The organism is Akkermansia sp. KLE1798, from assembly GCF_001580195.1.
Taxonomy (GTDB): Bacteria; Verrucomicrobiota; Verrucomicrobiia; order Verrucomicrobiales; family Akkermansiaceae; genus Akkermansia; species Akkermansia biwaensis.
Map to the genome: position 1 here is coordinate 49740 of NZ_KQ971088.1, position 15845 is coordinate 65584.

General features: G+C 56.7%; 12 protein-coding genes and 1 tRNA gene. 7 read left to right on the plus strand and 6 right to left on the minus strand.

Going from position 1 to position 15845, the window contains the following annotated elements; translation table 11 throughout:
• The first annotated feature begins 36 nt into the window (after window positions 1–36).
• The 3 genes from HMPREF3039_RS08950 (at window position 37) to HMPREF3039_RS08960 (ending at window position 5201) form a co-directional block, all read left to right on the plus strand.
• Window positions 37–2265, plus strand: coding sequence for a discoidin domain-containing protein (locus HMPREF3039_RS08950; RefSeq protein WP_067569920.1), 2229 nt, complete (start codon window positions 37–39; stop codon window positions 2263–2265).
• A gap of 27 nt (window positions 2266–2292) precedes the next feature.
• Entirely contained in the window at window positions 2293–3507 is a 1215-nt protein-coding gene (locus tag HMPREF3039_RS08955) for a hypothetical protein (RefSeq protein ID WP_067569922.1), read from the plus strand.
• 272 nt (window positions 3508–3779) lie between these two features.
• Window positions 3780–5201, plus strand: a complete 1422-nt coding sequence (locus HMPREF3039_RS08960) for a GDSL-type esterase/lipase family protein (protein ID WP_167506788.1) — start codon at window positions 3780–3782, stop codon at window positions 5199–5201.
• A 163-nt stretch (window positions 5202–5364) separates the two neighbouring features.
• Here the strand turns inward: HMPREF3039_RS08960 and HMPREF3039_RS08965 are convergent, their stop codons facing one another.
• The 6 genes from HMPREF3039_RS08965 to HMPREF3039_RS08990 all read right to left on the minus strand — a co-directional run bounded on the left by HMPREF3039_RS08965 (window position 5365) and on the right by HMPREF3039_RS08990 (window position 11467).
• Window positions 5365–6753, minus strand: a complete 1389-nt coding sequence (locus tag HMPREF3039_RS08965) for a replication-associated recombination protein A (protein WP_147550001.1) — start codon at window positions 6751–6753, stop codon at window positions 5365–5367.
• Between the two features lie 208 nt (window positions 6754–6961).
• Window positions 6962–7348, minus strand: a complete 387-nt coding sequence (locus HMPREF3039_RS08970; RefSeq protein ID WP_067569926.1) for a hypothetical protein — start codon at window positions 7346–7348, stop codon at window positions 6962–6964.
• A gap of 368 nt (window positions 7349–7716) precedes the next feature.
• Complete coding sequence (locus tag HMPREF3039_RS08975; protein WP_067569928.1) at window positions 7717–8643, minus strand: NAD-dependent epimerase/dehydratase family protein; 927 nt, start codon at window positions 8641–8643, stop codon at window positions 7717–7719.
• A gap of 31 nt (window positions 8644–8674) precedes the next feature.
• Entirely contained in the window at window positions 8675–9769 is a 1095-nt protein-coding gene (locus HMPREF3039_RS08980; RefSeq protein ID WP_067569930.1) for a phosphotransferase enzyme family protein, read from the minus strand.
• Window positions 9770–9778: 9 nt separating this feature from the next.
• The gene (locus HMPREF3039_RS08985; protein ID WP_067569932.1) at window positions 9779–10687 is read right to left on the minus strand and encodes a nucleotidyltransferase family protein; all 909 of its coding nucleotides are present in this window, start codon (window positions 10685–10687) and stop codon (window positions 9779–9781) included.
• 75 nt (window positions 10688–10762) lie between these two features.
• Window positions 10763–11467 carry a hypothetical protein gene (locus HMPREF3039_RS08990; RefSeq protein ID WP_067569934.1) on the minus strand — a complete coding sequence of 235 codons (705 nt, stop codon included), beginning with the start codon at window positions 11465–11467 and terminating at the stop codon, window positions 10763–10765.
• A gap of 118 nt (window positions 11468–11585) precedes the next feature.
• On the opposite strand from HMPREF3039_RS08990, the gene HMPREF3039_RS08995 reads away from it, so the two are divergent.
• The 4 genes from HMPREF3039_RS08995 to HMPREF3039_RS09010 all read left to right on the plus strand — a co-directional run bounded on the left by HMPREF3039_RS08995 (window position 11586) and on the right by HMPREF3039_RS09010 (window position 15282).
• Entirely contained in the window at window positions 11586–12278 is a 693-nt protein-coding gene (locus HMPREF3039_RS08995) for a site-2 protease family protein (protein WP_067569936.1), read from the plus strand.
• Between the two features lie 42 nt (window positions 12279–12320).
• On the plus strand, window positions 12321–13841 hold the full coding sequence (gene proS, locus HMPREF3039_RS09000) for a proline--tRNA ligase (protein WP_067569939.1): 1521 nt from the start codon (window positions 12321–12323) through the stop codon (window positions 13839–13841).
• A gap of 566 nt (window positions 13842–14407) precedes the next feature.
• Window positions 14408–14482 (plus strand) — tRNA-Gly (locus tag HMPREF3039_RS09005).
• A 251-nt stretch (window positions 14483–14733) separates the two neighbouring features.
• The gene (locus HMPREF3039_RS09010) at window positions 14734–15282 is read left to right on the plus strand and encodes a hypothetical protein (RefSeq protein ID WP_067982501.1); all 549 of its coding nucleotides are present in this window, start codon (window positions 14734–14736) and stop codon (window positions 15280–15282) included.
• Window positions 15283–15845 lie beyond the last annotated feature (563 nt).

Here is a 15845-nt window from a genome sequence, read left to right on the forward strand (position 1 = left end):
CCCTCTTTTCCGCTATAATCGTAAAAGCTTTTCCACATGAATATTTCACACCTTATTCTCTGCACTTCCCTGCTTGCCGCGCCCATCTGCGCGGCGCAGGACTTCACGGAACCGGAAACGGCAGCTCCGGCCGCTGCCAGCCCCCTGCCCTCCTCCATGGCGCAAAAAATTTCCTCCGGCGATTTTGCAGGCCTGCAAACGGAAATCAGGGAAGCCCTGCAAGCCGCCGGCGAACAAAACAAGGCCACCCAGAAACTGTTGCAAGACAACAAATACCGGCACCTGCTGGACATTCACGAGTTGCTGCGCGTTACGGGACCGGACAACATGAAAGCCGTCTTCTCCAAAAGTCCCCAGGATGCGGCCTTCGTCAAGGCATTCCTGCAAGACCCGGTGTGGATGGAACTCTACCTGGGCGCGGGACTCATTCCGGAAAACTCCCCGGACGGCATCCAAATTCTTTCCGATATCTGGAAAGCCGACGGCAAAAGTCCGGACTTCCGCACCTACCAGTCCCTGGCGGCGGGGATCGCCTCCGTCTTCTCCACGGGACCCTTTGCCGGAAAGCTGAAGGCCAACTCCGCCAAATGCAACCCCGTGCGCCGCTACCAGATCTTTAAAAAACTGCATCAGGAAAACAAGCTGCACCCCGGCTTTATCAAGCTGCGCCCGTGGGAAATCCGCTTCGTCACCGGCATCCACTGGGACGACAAGTCCTATGAATGGCTCAACGAGCACATCAACCTGCCCTGGCGGCGCTACACGGACGCCTGCTGGGCCGCTCCCTATACGGGCAGCAACTTCTTTGGAGACACCATCCAGGGCCCCCTCTTCTACGTTCCGTGGAGGGACTCCAGCGGCGAGGCGGAAAACACCCGCACCATTGGGGGCGTCTGCGGCGGCCTCTCCCACTTCGGGACCATGGCGGCCCAGGCGCACGGCATTCCCGCCTACCCGGTGGGCCAGCCCGGCCACTGCGCCTACGCGGTGCGCCTGAAGCGCGGCGAATGGAAAGGCGGCTTCGGCGGTCCGGACGGCGGCATGCACAACCACATCTTCGGCAGCGAGGCGCCTACCTCCTACCTGCTGATGGAAGCCGTCTTTGCGGACAATGAAAAAATAGACCTGGCGTACCAGTGGGCGGCCCAGGCCCGGCTTGACGAAATCCTAGACAACAAGGACAAGGCCATCCAATCCTGGCAGGAGGCCCTGAAACAGACGCCCCTGCACCCGTTCTTCCGTACGGAACTTCAGCGGCTTCTGCTGGAAAAACAGGGCATGCAGCCCATCGACTGGTACGTGTACGCCAAGGACGCCCTCTCCCACTACAAGGGCAACGGATTCGCCGCCTTCAACATCCTCAAGGACGTACAGAACAAATTCCTGATGGACATTCCCGCCGCCGACCGCATTGCCTGGTTCCGGGACCTGCATGAAACGATTGCCGCCACGCCCACCTCATGGGCGGTGAAATTCCAGCCTGTGCTGGATTCCCAGTCCGCCTTCCTGACCACCCCGCAGGAAAAGGCGGCCTATCTGGAAACGGTTCTCTCCACCCACCTGAAAACGGGAGACGGCACCAACTTCGGCCAGGCGCTGGAATGGGCCGTCAAAACCTTTGTGGAAAACGGACAGGCCGACACCTTCTCCAGCGCATTCGCCAAGGTGGCCCAGCAGGCGGGCGGCAATGACGCCTCCGGCGCTGCTCCCGACCCCAAAAAGCTGAAAGAAGCGTACGGAAAGGCCATTTACGCCACGGAAGTGGCGCGCTCCATTCCGGCCTTCCAGACCCTGAGCAAGGCCGCGGCCTCCTTCTCGGACGCCAACACCTCCTCCAGCACCGTCAACACACCTGTTCCCCAGGGCTGGAAACTTGTCCCCGCCGACGGCATGGTCAGATGCTCCACCACCTGCCAGTGGGACAGCCCGTGGGACCACATCAACCTGCTGCGTCCCTGCGGCGGCTCCCACCACACGGACAAGGAAACCAATCCGAACGTCATTGTGGAACTGAAAAACGGCGTGAACCTGGCGGGGCTTGTCATCACCAAGCGCAACGGCAATGAAGACCGCATGAAAAAGATGGAAGTCTCCACCTCCACGGACGGCGCCACCTGGTTCCCCCTGGCCTCCACGGACAACATGCCCAAGGAATGGATCGTCACCGCTCCGGAAGGCACCAGGGCAAAGTGGATCAAAGTGGAAGCCAAAAACGCCCAGCCCGAATTCATGCACCTGCGCCACATCCTCGTTTACGAAAAGTAACATCAACCACTCTCCGCCACTCACTCCATGTTTTACAGCATCACCACACTCCCCCGCCTTCTGGCGGCGGCCGTCATCCTTGCGGCGCCCCTCCAGGCCGCCCTGCCCGCCTACCATGCCGTCAAGGATGAGGCAAAAACCGTCAATAAATACATGATCGTCGTCTGGGCCGGCACGGACTGGTCTCCCAAGTCACGGGAAGTCACGCGCGCCGCAGAACACCTTTCCAAAAGCTCCGCGGAACCCGTTCTCTGGTGCGTCCAGGACGAACGGGAGGAAATGACGGAGGAAGAAAAGAAACTGCCCAAGCCGCCCGGAGCCGTCTGGAACATTCCCGCCATCCAGGTAGTCTCCCCGGACGGGCACACGGTATTCCTTTCGGAAGGCGTCTCCAGGGACACGCTGCCCGCCGTCGTGAAACAGGCCGTGGAAGCCGTCAAGCAGCAGAACAAGGCCGATGCGCTGTGGGAAAAAGCCGCTGCCGCCTCCGGAGCGAACGCTGCCGCCCTGTACGGGGAAGGCCTCCAGCAGCTTCCGCCCTATGCGGCACGGGAAAGAAAGGACATTCTGGAAAAAATCAGGAAGGCGGACCCGGAAGACACCCGGGGCATGCACTTCAAATACACCTTCAACCACCTGCCCTACATTGAAAAAGTCCAGAGGATGGTGAACGACTCCGCCAAGGACGGCGGCCGGAAGGACTACAAGGCCGCCCACGCCTATGTGGACAAGCAGCTAAAAATACCGGGCATGACTCCCCTGCAGAAACAGCAGGTCATGGCCGCCAGATTCTGGCTCTACCGCACCGAAGGGAAAAAGGACCTGGCCCTGAAAACCCTGACGGACATAGCCCGCATCTCCCCCAAGACGCTGATGGGCGTGGGAGCGCAAAGCTATTACCGCTACCTGACGGAACCCGTCACTCTCAAGGAGCCGCGCATCACGGGCTACTACCTCCGCCCGGAAATGACGCCTACCCGCGTCAACATTGCCAACATGCTCAACGGCCCGGGCAATTACAAAATAACCTTCAAGATGAACAGCGGCGGCTGCAGCATCCGCAATCCCCGTTTCATGAGGGGAACACGCGTCGTCAGCGAACTGCCCAGGGACCAGCAGGACAAAAACGGCAGGGAATTCACCCTGCGCCTCTCCGGCTCGGAAAAACCGGACCTGGTCTTCGACTGCCAGGGCCACGGCTGGTTTGACGTGGACTGCGACATCATCGTCACCAAGGAATAAAAATCACGGAAACCACTGCCTGGCAACACAACCCGGCAGAACCATCGAAAAGGCGGCATTCTGCACCGGGAATGCCGCCTTCTTTTTTCCCGGCTCTGAAAAAATGCCGCGAAAATAAACCTGCCGAAGAAGGTATATTTCCTGTCGAATTCGGAACGAATTTTAATCACTCCTTCCGACGGTCCGGAAAAAGCAGGGCTGCCGCCTGCTCCGAAAAGAACAAGGGCACCATGAAAGAAGATTCATGGCAGGCCCGTAAAAGGCAAATAGGTATGAAATCTTCCGTGTTCATCTGCTTTCTGATATGCGTGGCCGTGTGGAGCAAAGCCGACCCGGCCCCGGCACGCCAGGATGCCGCCGCGGTTGCCGCTCCCGCCAGAGAATCCTCCTGGCAGGATATGAAGCGTCTGGACTTCACCGTGGCTGGACGCCCCGCCCTGGTAATCGTGCCGGACAAGCCGCTTCCCGGCAATCCCTGGATTTGGAGAACGGAATTTTTCAATGCCTTCCCTGCGGCCGACATCGCTCTGGCGAAAAAGGGATTCCATATAGGCTACATCAACATGGAAAATATGTACGGCTCCCCCGATGCCATGAAACTGATGGATGCCTACTACGACTACATGACCCGGGAATACAGGCTTGATCCCAAACCGGTGCTGGAAGGCCTGAGCCGCGGCGCCCTCTTTGCCTTCAACTGGGCTTCCCGGAATCCGGAAAAGGTAGCGGGTCTGTATGTGGACGCCCCCGTATGCGACTTCAAAAGCTGGCCCGGAGGCAAAGGCACGGGAAAGGGTTCCCCCGAAGACTGGAAAAGATTGTGCCAGGCCTACCGACTGACTCCCGAACAGGCCCTGGCTTACAAAAAGAATCCCGTCGATACACTGCTCCCCCTGGCGAAGGCGAAAATCCCCATTCTGGCTGTGGTCGGAGATGACGATGACACCGTGCCCGTTTCCGAAAATACTGCCGTGGTTGAGAAAAAATACAGGAAACTGGGAGGTCCCATCCATGTGATCCACAAGCCGGGCGTCCGCCACCATCCCCACGGCCTCCTGAATCCGGCGGCCATCGTCAACTTCGCATTCCGGGCGGCAGGCGCGGTTCCTCCGGTACGGGTTGTGTGTATCGGAGACAGCATCACCTTCGGAGCGGGCTCGAACCGGGAAGAACGATGGTCCGCCCGCCTCCAAAACGCCCTTGGTGAAAAATACGAGGTCTTCAACCTCGGCATCAGCGGAACAACACTGCAAAGTGAAGGGGACAGCCCGTACACCACCAAGGACAACTACACGATTGCCCGGCAGATTGAAGGGGATATTATTCTGATCGCGCTCGGTACCAATGATTCAAAACCTGCCAACTGGAAAAATGCCGCTGCATTTTCCAGGGACTATGAAACAATGATCAAGGAGCTGAGAACCGGCAATCCGAAGGCTGAAATCTATTGCCTGCTTCCCGTCCCCGCCTATCCCGGAAACTACGGCATCCGCGACTCCATCATCAGGGGGGAAGTCATCCCGGCCATCAGGAAAGTGGCGGGAAAGGCCAAATGCCGGGTGATCGACCTCTATACCCCGATGAAAGGAGAAGGAAGCAAGGTTCCGGACAAGGTGCATCCCAACGGCGCAGGACATGCCATCATGGCACAGCATATCTACAAGGGAATCACCGGCAGGAAAATGCCGGAATGAAAACTCCCTCTCCTGGGGAAAAAGCCGGGGCGCTCCCCCTGAAAAGAAAAAGCATGGGGAAGGTGCGGCAAATGTTTCACTCCTTGCAGACACTCCGGAGGCAGAAGAACAAACGGAAGGGAAACTCCCATTCTCACAGCAAACGGAAGCCTCGGATCAAAACCTACTCCTTTGCCGGCTTATCCGGCCCCTTTACGGCTTCTTCCGCCATTTTGCGGCGGTATTCCATCCGTTCGCTGATGCGCAATTCCAGGCCGTTCCGGGTGGGCGTGTAATACACGCGCCCTTCCGGCAGGTAGGCCTGGGGAACGTAATGCTCCGGATAATCGTGGGAATACAGGTATTCCAGACGGGCGGCGTCCGCCCCTCCGGCCGCGGCCAGTTTCTTGCGCGTGGGCGTCCGGAGATGCTCGGGCACGGCAAGTGTCTTGCCATTCCGAACATCGTTCATGGCGGCGTTGATCCCCATATAGGCGGAATTGCTCTTGGGAGCGGTCGCCAGATATACCGTAGCGTGAGCCAGGGGAATGCGGGCTTCCGGCATCCCGACCATTTCCGCCGCCCGGGCCGCATCCAGGGCCACGCGCAAGGCATTGGAATCCGCCAGGCCTACGTCTTCCGAAGCGGCGATCACCAGCCGCCTCCCGATGAAGCGGATATCCTCCCCCGCCTCCAGCATCATCCCCAGCCAGTACAAGGCGGCATCCGGATCGGAACCCCGCATGGACTTGATGAAGGCGGAAATCGTATCGTAATGGGAATCACCCAGGCGGTCGTACTTGATGGCTTTGCGCTGGATGGACTCCTCCGCTACGGACAAATCCACGTGGACGATTCCGTCATCCCCCGCAGGCGTGGAAAGCACGGCCACTTCCAGAGCCGTGAGAGCCTTTCTGGCGTCTCCGTCCGCCTTGGCGGCCAGATGGTTCAGAGCTTCCTCCTCCATGTCCACGCGGGACGCACCCAGGCCGCGTTCCGCATCCGCTAGGGCGCGCTTCAGCAGGGAAACCAGTTCCTCTTCTGGAACAGGCTCCAGCGGAAACACCTGGGAACGGGAAAGCAGAGGGGAATTAATGGCAAAATAGGGATTCTCCGTCGTGGCTCCGATGAATCTGACGGTGCCCTTCTCCAAATGGGGCAGCAGCACGTCCTGCTGGGCCTTGTTGAAGCGGTGCAGTTCATCCACGAACAGCACGGTCTTGCGGCCATGCATGCTCATCCGCATCTGCGCCTGGGCGATGCGCTCCCGGATCTCGGCCACGTTGGACTCCACCCCGTTGAGCATCATGAAATGGGCGTTTGTCGTGCGTGCGATGACGGAAGCCAGCGTCGTCTTGCCGCAGCCGGGAGGACCGTAAAAAATCAGGGAAGTGAACCTGTCCGTTTCAATAGCGCGCCTCAGCAGCTTGCCGGGAGCCAGCAAATGCCTCTGTCCGGCCACTTCGTCCAGGGAACGCGGCCGCATGCGCGCGGCCAGCGGCATGACGGACGTATCCGCGCCGGGCTCAAAACCTTCCTGGGATTCGGCCTCCTGTAAACTGAACAAATCCATCACCGGCATGCTAGCAACAAACTCTCCGCCGTGAAACGGGAAAGTCTGACTTGTCCGGCAGAAGGCACGAAAAGCCGCGCAGGCAATCGCAAAAAACACGGTGACCCCATTCCCGCACCCATGGCATGGCGTTCAAGAGGAAAATCCCCGCTCTCCCTATCCTCCCTATCCTCCCTATCCTCCCTATCCTCCCCGCTTTCCCCTTTCTTCAGAAAACGGACCAGGCCGCCAGCATGAAAACCATGCACGCCGGAGCAAGCAAACTGAACAGGAAAGCAGCTACGGCAACGGCCCGTTGCTTCACTTCCCAATACCGCAGGGAAGCTATCAGCATCCAGATGGGAAGAATGATCAAATGCACGAGGGCCAGAAAGCCCCATCCCAGCAAAATAAACATGCAGGTCCACGCACCTTCCGGGTCGCCCTCAGGAAGACAGAGGCCGAACAGCCAGTCAATGAACAAAAAGGCGATGAATGCCGCAAAAGGAATCCAGCCCCAACTGGCTTCTTCCTTCCGACGGGCAAAGACCAGCTCAAGATAAGGGCTCTCTGCAACCAGGGCAGTATCAAATGAGGAACGACTGGGACCAAACATATTGTCAGGTTCTCTATTCGTTTGCCCCTTTCCTGTCAACGCTATTCAACGGCAAAAACGGGCCGTTTATTTCAACTATCCTTTTATCTAACAAATATTAAATATCAGGCATACTTACACTTCCCGTCGGAGTAAAAACACACCGCCATCATTTGCTGACCGCTCATTTTAAGTACGTGGATATTCCTTTTTGGAAAACCTCCCTAATCATACTCAATACATTAACAAATACGGCTGGATGGCATAAATTGCGGCACACGGAAAATTTGTCATACAGGCCCTAGCCTGAACGCAAAAACAACGGGGACCATCCCGCCGGATGCGGCGGAATGGTCCCCGGAAAATCAGGAAATCAAAACTCCGGAAGCTTACTTGCCCAGAATGCCCCTGAAGTAGTCAAGGGTGGTGGCAAGGCCCTCCGGCAGCGTGTATCTGGGCTGCCAGCCGGCATTGCGGAGCTTGTCGGCACAGGCGCGGGAATGCTTCACATCCCCGGCGCGTTCAGGAGCGTGGAGCACCTTGGAGGAGGAACCGGCTGCCTTGATGATATTGTCCGCCAGCTCTTCAATGGTGATTTGGCCGCCGTATCCGGCATTGAACACCCCGGTCACACCCGGATGCTCCGCCACGAAGGTGAGGGCTCCCACGATGTCCTTCACGTAAATGAAGTCGCGCGTCTGGGTTCCGTCGCCGTAAACGGTGATATCCTCCCCTTTCACGGCCTTCTCAATAAAGATGGGCACTGCGGCGGCATAAGCCCCCTTGGGGTCCTGCCTGGGGCCGAACACGTTGAAGAAGCGGACGGCGGCGGTGTTGATCTTCCCTTCCGAACGGAACATGTTGAGGTAATATTCCCCGTCCAGCTTGGTGATGGCATAGGGGCTCTTGGGTTCCGGGTACATGGTCTCCAGTTTGGGGACCGTGGGATTGTCCCCATAAATAGCGGCGGAAGATGCCAGCACGATCTTCTTGACTCCGGCGGCGGACGCCTCTTCCAGCACGTTCAGCAGGCCGTTGACGTTGATGTCAATGCATTCGCTGATCTTGCTCATGGACTCGGGCACGGAAACGAGCGCGGCCATGTGGAAAATGTAATCCACGCCCTGCACGGCCTGCCGCACCAGTTCGCGGTCGCAAATGGAACCTTCGATAAAGGTATGCTTCAAACCGTCCAGGTTCTTGAGGTACCCGGTGCGGAGATTGTCCAGCACGCGGATTTCCTCCGCCTTGTCCTGATAATGTTCCACGATGTGGGAACCGATGAATCCGGCGCCGCCGGTTACGAGAATCTTCATGATTTGTCCGATATGGGTTGAATGGTTGGGCTTAATAACGGTCCACGACCGCCTTCATCTCGTCCATCTGAGCTTCAATGGACTCCACCAGGGCCATCTGCGTGCGGCAGCGGTCCAGGTTGTGTTCCGGACGGTGAATCTTGAAGTACACGTCCCCGGACAGGTAGTCCGTCAGGAAGCGGATGCCGCACTCCATCGTAAGCAGCTTGCCGGAGAACGGCAGGAGGCTCTTCTCCAGAGGAGTCAGGAAGCTCTTGGCGGAACTTACATAACCCTGGACGAGGGCTTCAAACATGAACATGCGCATGGTTACCTTGGAAATATCCTTCTCATCTTCCGCGGCGGGAGACGTAGCCGTGCGGATCATGTCCCCGAAGTCGTAAATGGCGGAACCGGGCATCGTGGTATCCAGGTCGATCACGCAAATGCCTTCCCCGGTCACGTCGTCCAGCATCACATTGTTCAGCTTGGTATCATTGTGCGTGCACCGCAGGGGCAGTTCTCCGGACTTCAGGTAATCCACCACCAGGTGGCAGTCCGCCTCACGGGAAAGGTACCAGTCGATTTCCTTCTGCACTTCCTTCACACGGCCCAGCGGGTCCGCCTGGATGGCGTCCTTCAGGGCGGCCAGCCGGGAAGTCGTGTTATGGAAATTCGGAATGGTCTCAAACAGGGGTTCGCCGGGAAGGTCGGCCGTCAGCTTCTGGAAGTCGCCGAAGGCTCGGGCCGCTTCCACGCACTGCTTGGTGGTTTCAATCTGGTCGTAGGTCCGGGCGCGTTCGATGAACGGATACACGCGCCAGCAATTGCCGTCCGCATCCAGGGCGTAGGGCTTGCCGTCCACGGCGGGCACCAGCGTAAGGGTCCGGCGGTAGGCTTCCGGACAATTTTCCTCCTTCAAACGCTTCAGGGCGTGGTCTGTCACGCGCTTTACGTTCTCCATCAGCGGAATGGGCTGTCTGAACACGTTATGGTTCACGCGCTGGAGAATGTAGCGGATGCGCAGGCCGGCCTGGTCCACCCAGACGCAGTAGGTATCGTTGATGTGGCCGCTGCCGTAGGAATAGCCCTGGACGAAATCGCCCCGGAGGTCAAACAGGGAAGAAACAGCCTTGAGATCGTGCATTGCGGGAACTTAGTTGAGCTTTTCAGGGTACACGCCCTGCTTGATCAATTTGTTGATGCCTTCCACAACCATGGGCTTGTCATCCGGATAGGTGACGCCAAACCAGGTGGAGGTAGTGGGCAGAACCTTGCAGTCCGCCCGGTCCGCATGAATCAGGGCGTCCACCACGGTGGGAATGAAACATTCGCTCTTGGGCTCCTGTCCGTGTTCTTTCAGGAAGTCAATGAAACGGTCTTCCGTCAATTCGACAAAGGAGGGGGAGAAGAGCCAGAAATTCATGGACACCAGTTCTTCCGGATTCACGGGCAGGCGTTCGCCCTTCAGGTTATTGCCGCGCACCACTCCGTCTTCATCGGCCTGAATCTTCACGAACTCTTCCACTCCGTCCAAAAGACCATCCTTGATGGAGCAGATGCCGCGGTTCACGTCACCGTTGTCGGACAGGGTGTTCTTCAGCGGATAGCCGATCATGCCGTAATGAGCCTTGTTCGGTTCATCCGTGGTGGAAGTCAGGAACCTGGCGGCCTGGACAAAAGCGTCCGCACCGTAAAAATCGTCAGCGTTCACGACGGCAAAAGGCTCCTTCACCACATTGCGGGCGGCGCGCAGGGCGTGTGCGGTGCCCCAGGGCTTTTCACGGCCTTCCGGCACGGAAAAGCCTTCCGGCAGGTCGTCCAGGGACTGGAACGCATAATCCACTTCAATCTTGTCGGCAAACCGGCTGCCGACCTTTTCCTTGAACACATCTTCAAAATCGCGGCGGATGATGAACACCACCTTGCCGAATCCGGCGCGGATGGCGTCATAAACCGAATAATCAAGGACGACTTCACCATTGGGGCCCATCGGGTCAAGTTGCTTGAGGCCGCCGTAACGGCTGCCCATGCCAGCTGCTAAAACAAGAAGTGTAGGCTTCATAATACGCGGGCCATTATGACCAAGCCTCCCTGTTTGGCAACTGGAAAATGCCGGGAGAAGGGAGAAAATGCCCGGTCAAAAAGCATAAGAGCACCAAAGGCCCAGAACCACTTTTTTAAAATCGTCACGCCCGTAGCCGCAATACAATCCAATGAAAGGCTCCACGCGCAACCCGGTGGAGGCGCCCCACAGGAATCCCGTGCGCACCATCACCTCCTTCAGGCCGGTTCTGCCCAGATAATCCTGGGAAAAGCCCAGCGACACCGTATTCACCATGGCCACGGACTCGGACAGCAAGGGCTGCCAGGTGGCCGCCCACTCCGAATAAAACCCATCCTGCCCGGAATCGTAAAGCAGGGAGCCCCGGAACGACCAGTCCCGGCTGGGATTCCACCTCAGCGCCAGCCCCGGTTCCGAACCGCTCTTCAGCGGGCAGGAATCATACCACTGCCCGTTCAAAAACAGGCCGGCCGTGCACTCATCCGCCAGGTAATACTGAAGTTCCCCGTGCAGAGAAGTCTGGTTGAAATTCCGCCCCTGCCAGTTGCGTACGGAAAAAAGCTCCCCGCTCACAGCCCAGGAATTGGACAGGGAAAAACCGCCGGAAAGCTGTCCTTCCACGGAATTGTTCCCCAGCCTCTCTCCCCGGTAAATGTAATGGGAACGGTAGCCGCCCAACAATTCGCCGCCCATGCGTATGGGGGAACGCCCGTCCATCTCCGTCAGCGGCGGGGGCCCCTCGTAACCTTGAGCCGCAAGCGCGGCACAGCACAGGATCATGGCAAAAAGCCTCATTAAGTTCATTTAACACATCCGGCCGCGCCTTTCCAACGCCAAAACGGTGCATGCACATTCTCCGGGCTTGGCAAAAGGGGATAATGCCCTTACCCTCTCGCGCATGATTCACTTCACGCTGTTCGGGATACCCATCTATATCCGCCCCACATTCTGGATAGTGCTGGCCATCTTCGGCGGCATACTCGGCGTAAGCAGTGTGGAATCCCTCATTTATCCGGCCCTCTTCGTCATTGCCGGGTTCATTGCCATTCTTTCCCATGAACTGGGGCATGCCCTGGTGGGGCGCAAACTGGGGGGAGGCCAGCAAACCATTATCCTGGAACTCTTCGGCGGCGTAACCAGCAGCCACGGCATGCAGCTTACCCGCGCCGGACGCGTCCTGATGATTCTGGCGGGTCCCATGATGACGCTGGTTCTGGGCGTCATCAGCATCCTGGTTGCGTGGAACATCGTCGGTCCCGTTCTGACCGCCAACGGAAAGGACTTCTGGGATCTGGTGCTCTATCCCTACCTGGCAACGGCCGTCTCCCCCAAGCTGTACATCCTCTCCTGCCTCATCATGATCGGCGAATGGTGGACTGTCCTCAACCTGCTGCCCATCTATCCCCTGGACGGCGGCCAGCTGGTCGCCCAATTCGTCCGGTCCCCAAAAAAAGTATTCATGACCGGATTCATCACCTCCATCGCCATCGGCCTGGTCAGCTTCCAGCTCTTCCACGGCTATTTTATCCCCATATTCATGGCCCTCTTTGCCTTCAGCAACTACCGGGAATATAAAAACGCCCCCTTTTAATGCATTCGCGGGCTCTCCCCTCCCTTTCAACACACCATCCATATGTCTCAACAAACCGCAATCACCCCCACCCGCGCCCAGGACTTCCCCGAGTGGTACCAGCAAGTCATCAAGGGAGCCGACATGGCGGAAAACTCCGAAGTGCGCGGCTGCATGGTCATCAAGCCGTGGGGCTACGCCATCTGGGAACTCATCCAGAAAGACCTGGACCAGCGCTTCAAGGACACCGGCCACACCAATGCCTACTTCCCCCTGCTCATCCCCATCTCCTACCTGGAAAAGGAAGCCGAGCATGCCGAAGGCTTTGCCACGGAATGCGCCGTAGTCACCCACCACAGGCTGGAAGCCCAGAAAGATGAAGCCACCGGAAAAACACACATGATCCCTACCGGGGAGCTCACGGAACCCTTCGTCATCCGCCCCACATCGGAAACCGTTATCGGCGCAGCCTTCGCGCGCTGGACGTCCAGCTACCGCGATCTCCCCCTTAAAATCAACCAGTGGTGCAACGTCATGCGCTGGGAAATGAGGCCCCGCATCTTCCTGCGTACCGCGGAATTCCTGTGGCAGGAAGGCCACACCGCCCATGAAACGCGGGAGGAAGCCATTGAAGAAACCCTCACCATGCACAAGGTGTATGAGGAATTCCAGCGCGATGTGCTCGCCATCCCCACCATCCCCGGAGAAAAAACGGAAGCGGAACGCTTTCCCGGAGCGGAACAGACCTACACCGTGGAAGCCATGGTACAGGACCGGAAGGCCATCCAGGCGGGCACCTCCCACTTCCTGGGCCAGAACTTCTCCAAATCGCAGAACATCTGCTTTGCCGGACGGGACAACACCCAGCAATTCGCGTGGACCAGTTCCTGGGGCGTCTCCACCCGCATGATCGGCGCCCTGATCATGATGCACTCCGACGACGACGGCCTGGTATGCCCGCCCCGCGTAGCTCCCCAGCAGGTAGTCATCATTCCCGTTACTCCCAAGGAAGACACGCGCCAGGCGGTTCTGGACCACTGCGAGGAACTGGCCCGCACCCTCCGCGCCAAAACCTTCCACGGCCAGCCCCTCCGCGTTCTGGTGGACAGGCGCGACCTGGGCGGCGGCGCCAAAAAATGGGAATGGGTCAAGAAAGGCGTGCCCGTTCGCTTGGAAATAGGCCCCCGCGACCTGGAAAAAGGCTCCGTCTGCTTCCAGCGGCGCGACCAGGCCCCCAACGAAAAAACCTTCCTTCCTGAAACGGAATTGGCGGACACCATCACGGATATTCTCCAGAACATTCAGGACACCCTGCTCAACAAGGCTGTTGCCTTCCGGGACGCTCACATCCGCCCCGCCTCCACACTCCGGGAACTGGAAGAAAACTTCTCCGGAGAAGGAGACGCCGACTGGCTGCAAGTGCCGTGGGACGGCTCTCCGGAAGAGGAGGAAGAACTCGCCAAACGCCTGCGCATCTCCATCCGCTGCATTCCTCTGGGAAAACTGGGCCACGGAGACCCCGCCCCGTGCATCCTCACGGGCCGCCTGACGGAACGCCGCGTCCTCTGGGCCAGAAGCTACTGACCCTCTCATAAAACCATCCGCTTTCACGGGACTGTTCCGCGGCAAGGTAAACGAGCCTTCCCGGAACAGTCCCGTTTTTCATGCGGCAGAGATTCTTCCAGTCCTCCGACACTTTGTTCAGAAAAACACTTCTATCGGATATCGGGCACCAGACTTCTCTATCTTTTAATCCCTCATAAAGCATAAAACCATAGACCTCTGGTTTATCTTCCTGAATGCCAATCTCTACCGTCCTTGGAATGATTGTATGGCGTGATAACAGCCAGGCGGAATCACCTATTCGTTCATGTCCACCTGAAAAACGGGGACGATCTGAACGCGACAGACACTTTGCTGACAAGGTTCTCCGTGAAATAGGAATAGTCTGGACAAGCAAACTCCCCTCCCTCTTCCTTCAAGATGCCTCTGATAAATATGGGGACTTCCATCCGCCACACGGCAAACGGTAATTTTCAGACAGCTTCCTGGGAAAAAGACGGACTTTTCTCTAAAAAAATCTTGCCAAATTCGAATCCCCATATATATTTTCTGCCACACGGACGCCGCAAGGCAGCCGGTCATCCAAAGCGGATGTAGCTCAGGGGTAGAGCGCAACCTTGCCAAGGTTGATGTCGTGGGTTCGAATCCCATCATCCGCTCCATTTTTTCTTTTCCAACTTGCTCCTTCCGGGCAGTTTTTTTGCGTGTTCATCTACTGATTTTGATGGTGAGCCAAAATAGGCAGAGCTGAATCTCTGGGTTCTGCTGTGATTGGTGACGCATTGCGTGATGCCAATAGATCACGCTATACCCATCATTCACTGAATCAGCAATGATCACTTATAAAACGTGTTGATTACTACTTCATCATTGATATAGTAAAGATGATCCTGGTTATTAGCGTTACTTCACCATGAATATATTATTGCCAATAAGCGCATGTGCTTTTCTGCTCTCCGCTCATCCTTCCATGTCGGCAGAAGAAAAAAGCATTTCTCATCCTAGCGACCAAGCCATTACGATCCCCGATTCTCTTGACGGGTATACGCTGACCATGACGAGTAAAGAGTTAAAATACCTTTATATCAGCTACTATCAGCTTGCTCTTGACAATGGTGCAATCGTCAGAAATGGAGGAATTGGAGACTACTACGAAAAAAATAAAGAAAACAAAATACAAGGAGCATATACTTCAAATTCTCCCTACGATGTTACGATCATATTTTCCAAAGACCAATGGACAAAGGGACAGACTTCAGGAAGTTATACTTGTGAAAAAATAGGGAATGACAAGTTGATCATCACATTGGCAGAGATAAAGAATGGGAAACCTTCACTGGTTACATATCTATTATTCCTTTATTTTAAGACATCTGATGCGGGCAATGCTTATTCTTTACTGGAAGAAAATATAGGTGGAAACATCTCATTCATGTTGAAAAAATCTTCAGAAAAACAATAAACGGAAAAGGACTGCCCGAGACTGGAACAGCCCTTCCGATTGCTAAATCGGGGGGAAGCCCCCGCAGAACGATTTCCCATGCTTCAAGAAGGGAAACATGGGAAATCGTGTTATTGGGTTACGGTGTTTTACCCCGAAGGAATCTCCTGCACCCTTTCCTTGACCAGGAGGAAGAACGACGCAATGCCGGAAAATAGTGGCAACACTATTTTATCAGATAATTACCTGATAAATGCTCTCACGTCCGATTCGTTTAATGAATCGCCCTCCATCCAGATACGTCTTACACACCTTGCCATCGTATAATCTCCATCCGGCGCTTCCCCACACGTGAAAAACCACCGGATTATATAACCTGTTCAGGCTACGTTTCCATCCCTGGAGGCCCCCAGCAGCAACAACCATGCCATCATACGGACCATTCTCTTGGTTTCTGCTTCTTTTTGGTTGCAACCAGACATCCTTTCGCCGACTTGGGTACAGACGCATTCGCGGACAAAGCTTTCGCCCATAAAACAGCGTTACCGCCAGCCTCTCACAACAATTACCATCCTTCATCATAA

Excerpts from the sequence above, each read along its gene's own strand:
- HMPREF3039_RS08950 (WP_067569920.1), top strand. The coding sequence starts at position 37 with ATGAATATTTCACACCTTATTCTCTGCACTTCCCTGCTTGCCGCGCCC.
- HMPREF3039_RS08955 (WP_067569922.1), top strand. The coding sequence starts at position 2,293 with ATGTTTTACAGCATCACCACACTCCCCCGCCTTCTGGCGGCGGCCGTC.
- HMPREF3039_RS08960 (WP_167506788.1), top strand. The coding sequence starts at position 3,780 with ATGAAATCTTCCGTGTTCATCTGCTTTCTGATATGCGTGGCCGTGTGG.
- HMPREF3039_RS08965 (WP_147550001.1), bottom strand. The coding sequence starts at position 6,753 with ATGGATTTGTTCAGTTTACAGGAGGCCGAATCCCAGGAAGGTTTTGAG.
- HMPREF3039_RS08970 (WP_067569926.1), bottom strand. The coding sequence starts at position 7,348 with ATGTTTGGTCCCAGTCGTTCCTCATTTGATACTGCCCTGGTTGCAGAG.
- HMPREF3039_RS08975 (WP_067569928.1), bottom strand. The coding sequence starts at position 8,643 with ATGAAGATTCTCGTAACCGGCGGCGCCGGATTCATCGGTTCCCACATC.
- HMPREF3039_RS08980 (WP_067569930.1), bottom strand. The coding sequence starts at position 9,769 with ATGCACGATCTCAAGGCTGTTTCTTCCCTGTTTGACCTCCGGGGCGAT.
- HMPREF3039_RS08985 (WP_067569932.1), bottom strand. The coding sequence starts at position 10,687 with ATGAAGCCTACACTTCTTGTTTTAGCAGCTGGCATGGGCAGCCGTTAC.
- HMPREF3039_RS08990 (WP_067569934.1), bottom strand. The coding sequence starts at position 11,467 with ATGATCCTGTGCTGTGCCGCGCTTGCGGCTCAAGGTTACGAGGGGCCC.
- HMPREF3039_RS08995 (WP_067569936.1), top strand. The coding sequence starts at position 11,586 with ATGATTCACTTCACGCTGTTCGGGATACCCATCTATATCCGCCCCACA.
- proS (WP_067569939.1), top strand. The coding sequence starts at position 12,321 with ATGTCTCAACAAACCGCAATCACCCCCACCCGCGCCCAGGACTTCCCC.
- HMPREF3039_RS09010 (WP_067982501.1), top strand. The coding sequence starts at position 14,734 with ATGAATATATTATTGCCAATAAGCGCATGTGCTTTTCTGCTCTCCGCT.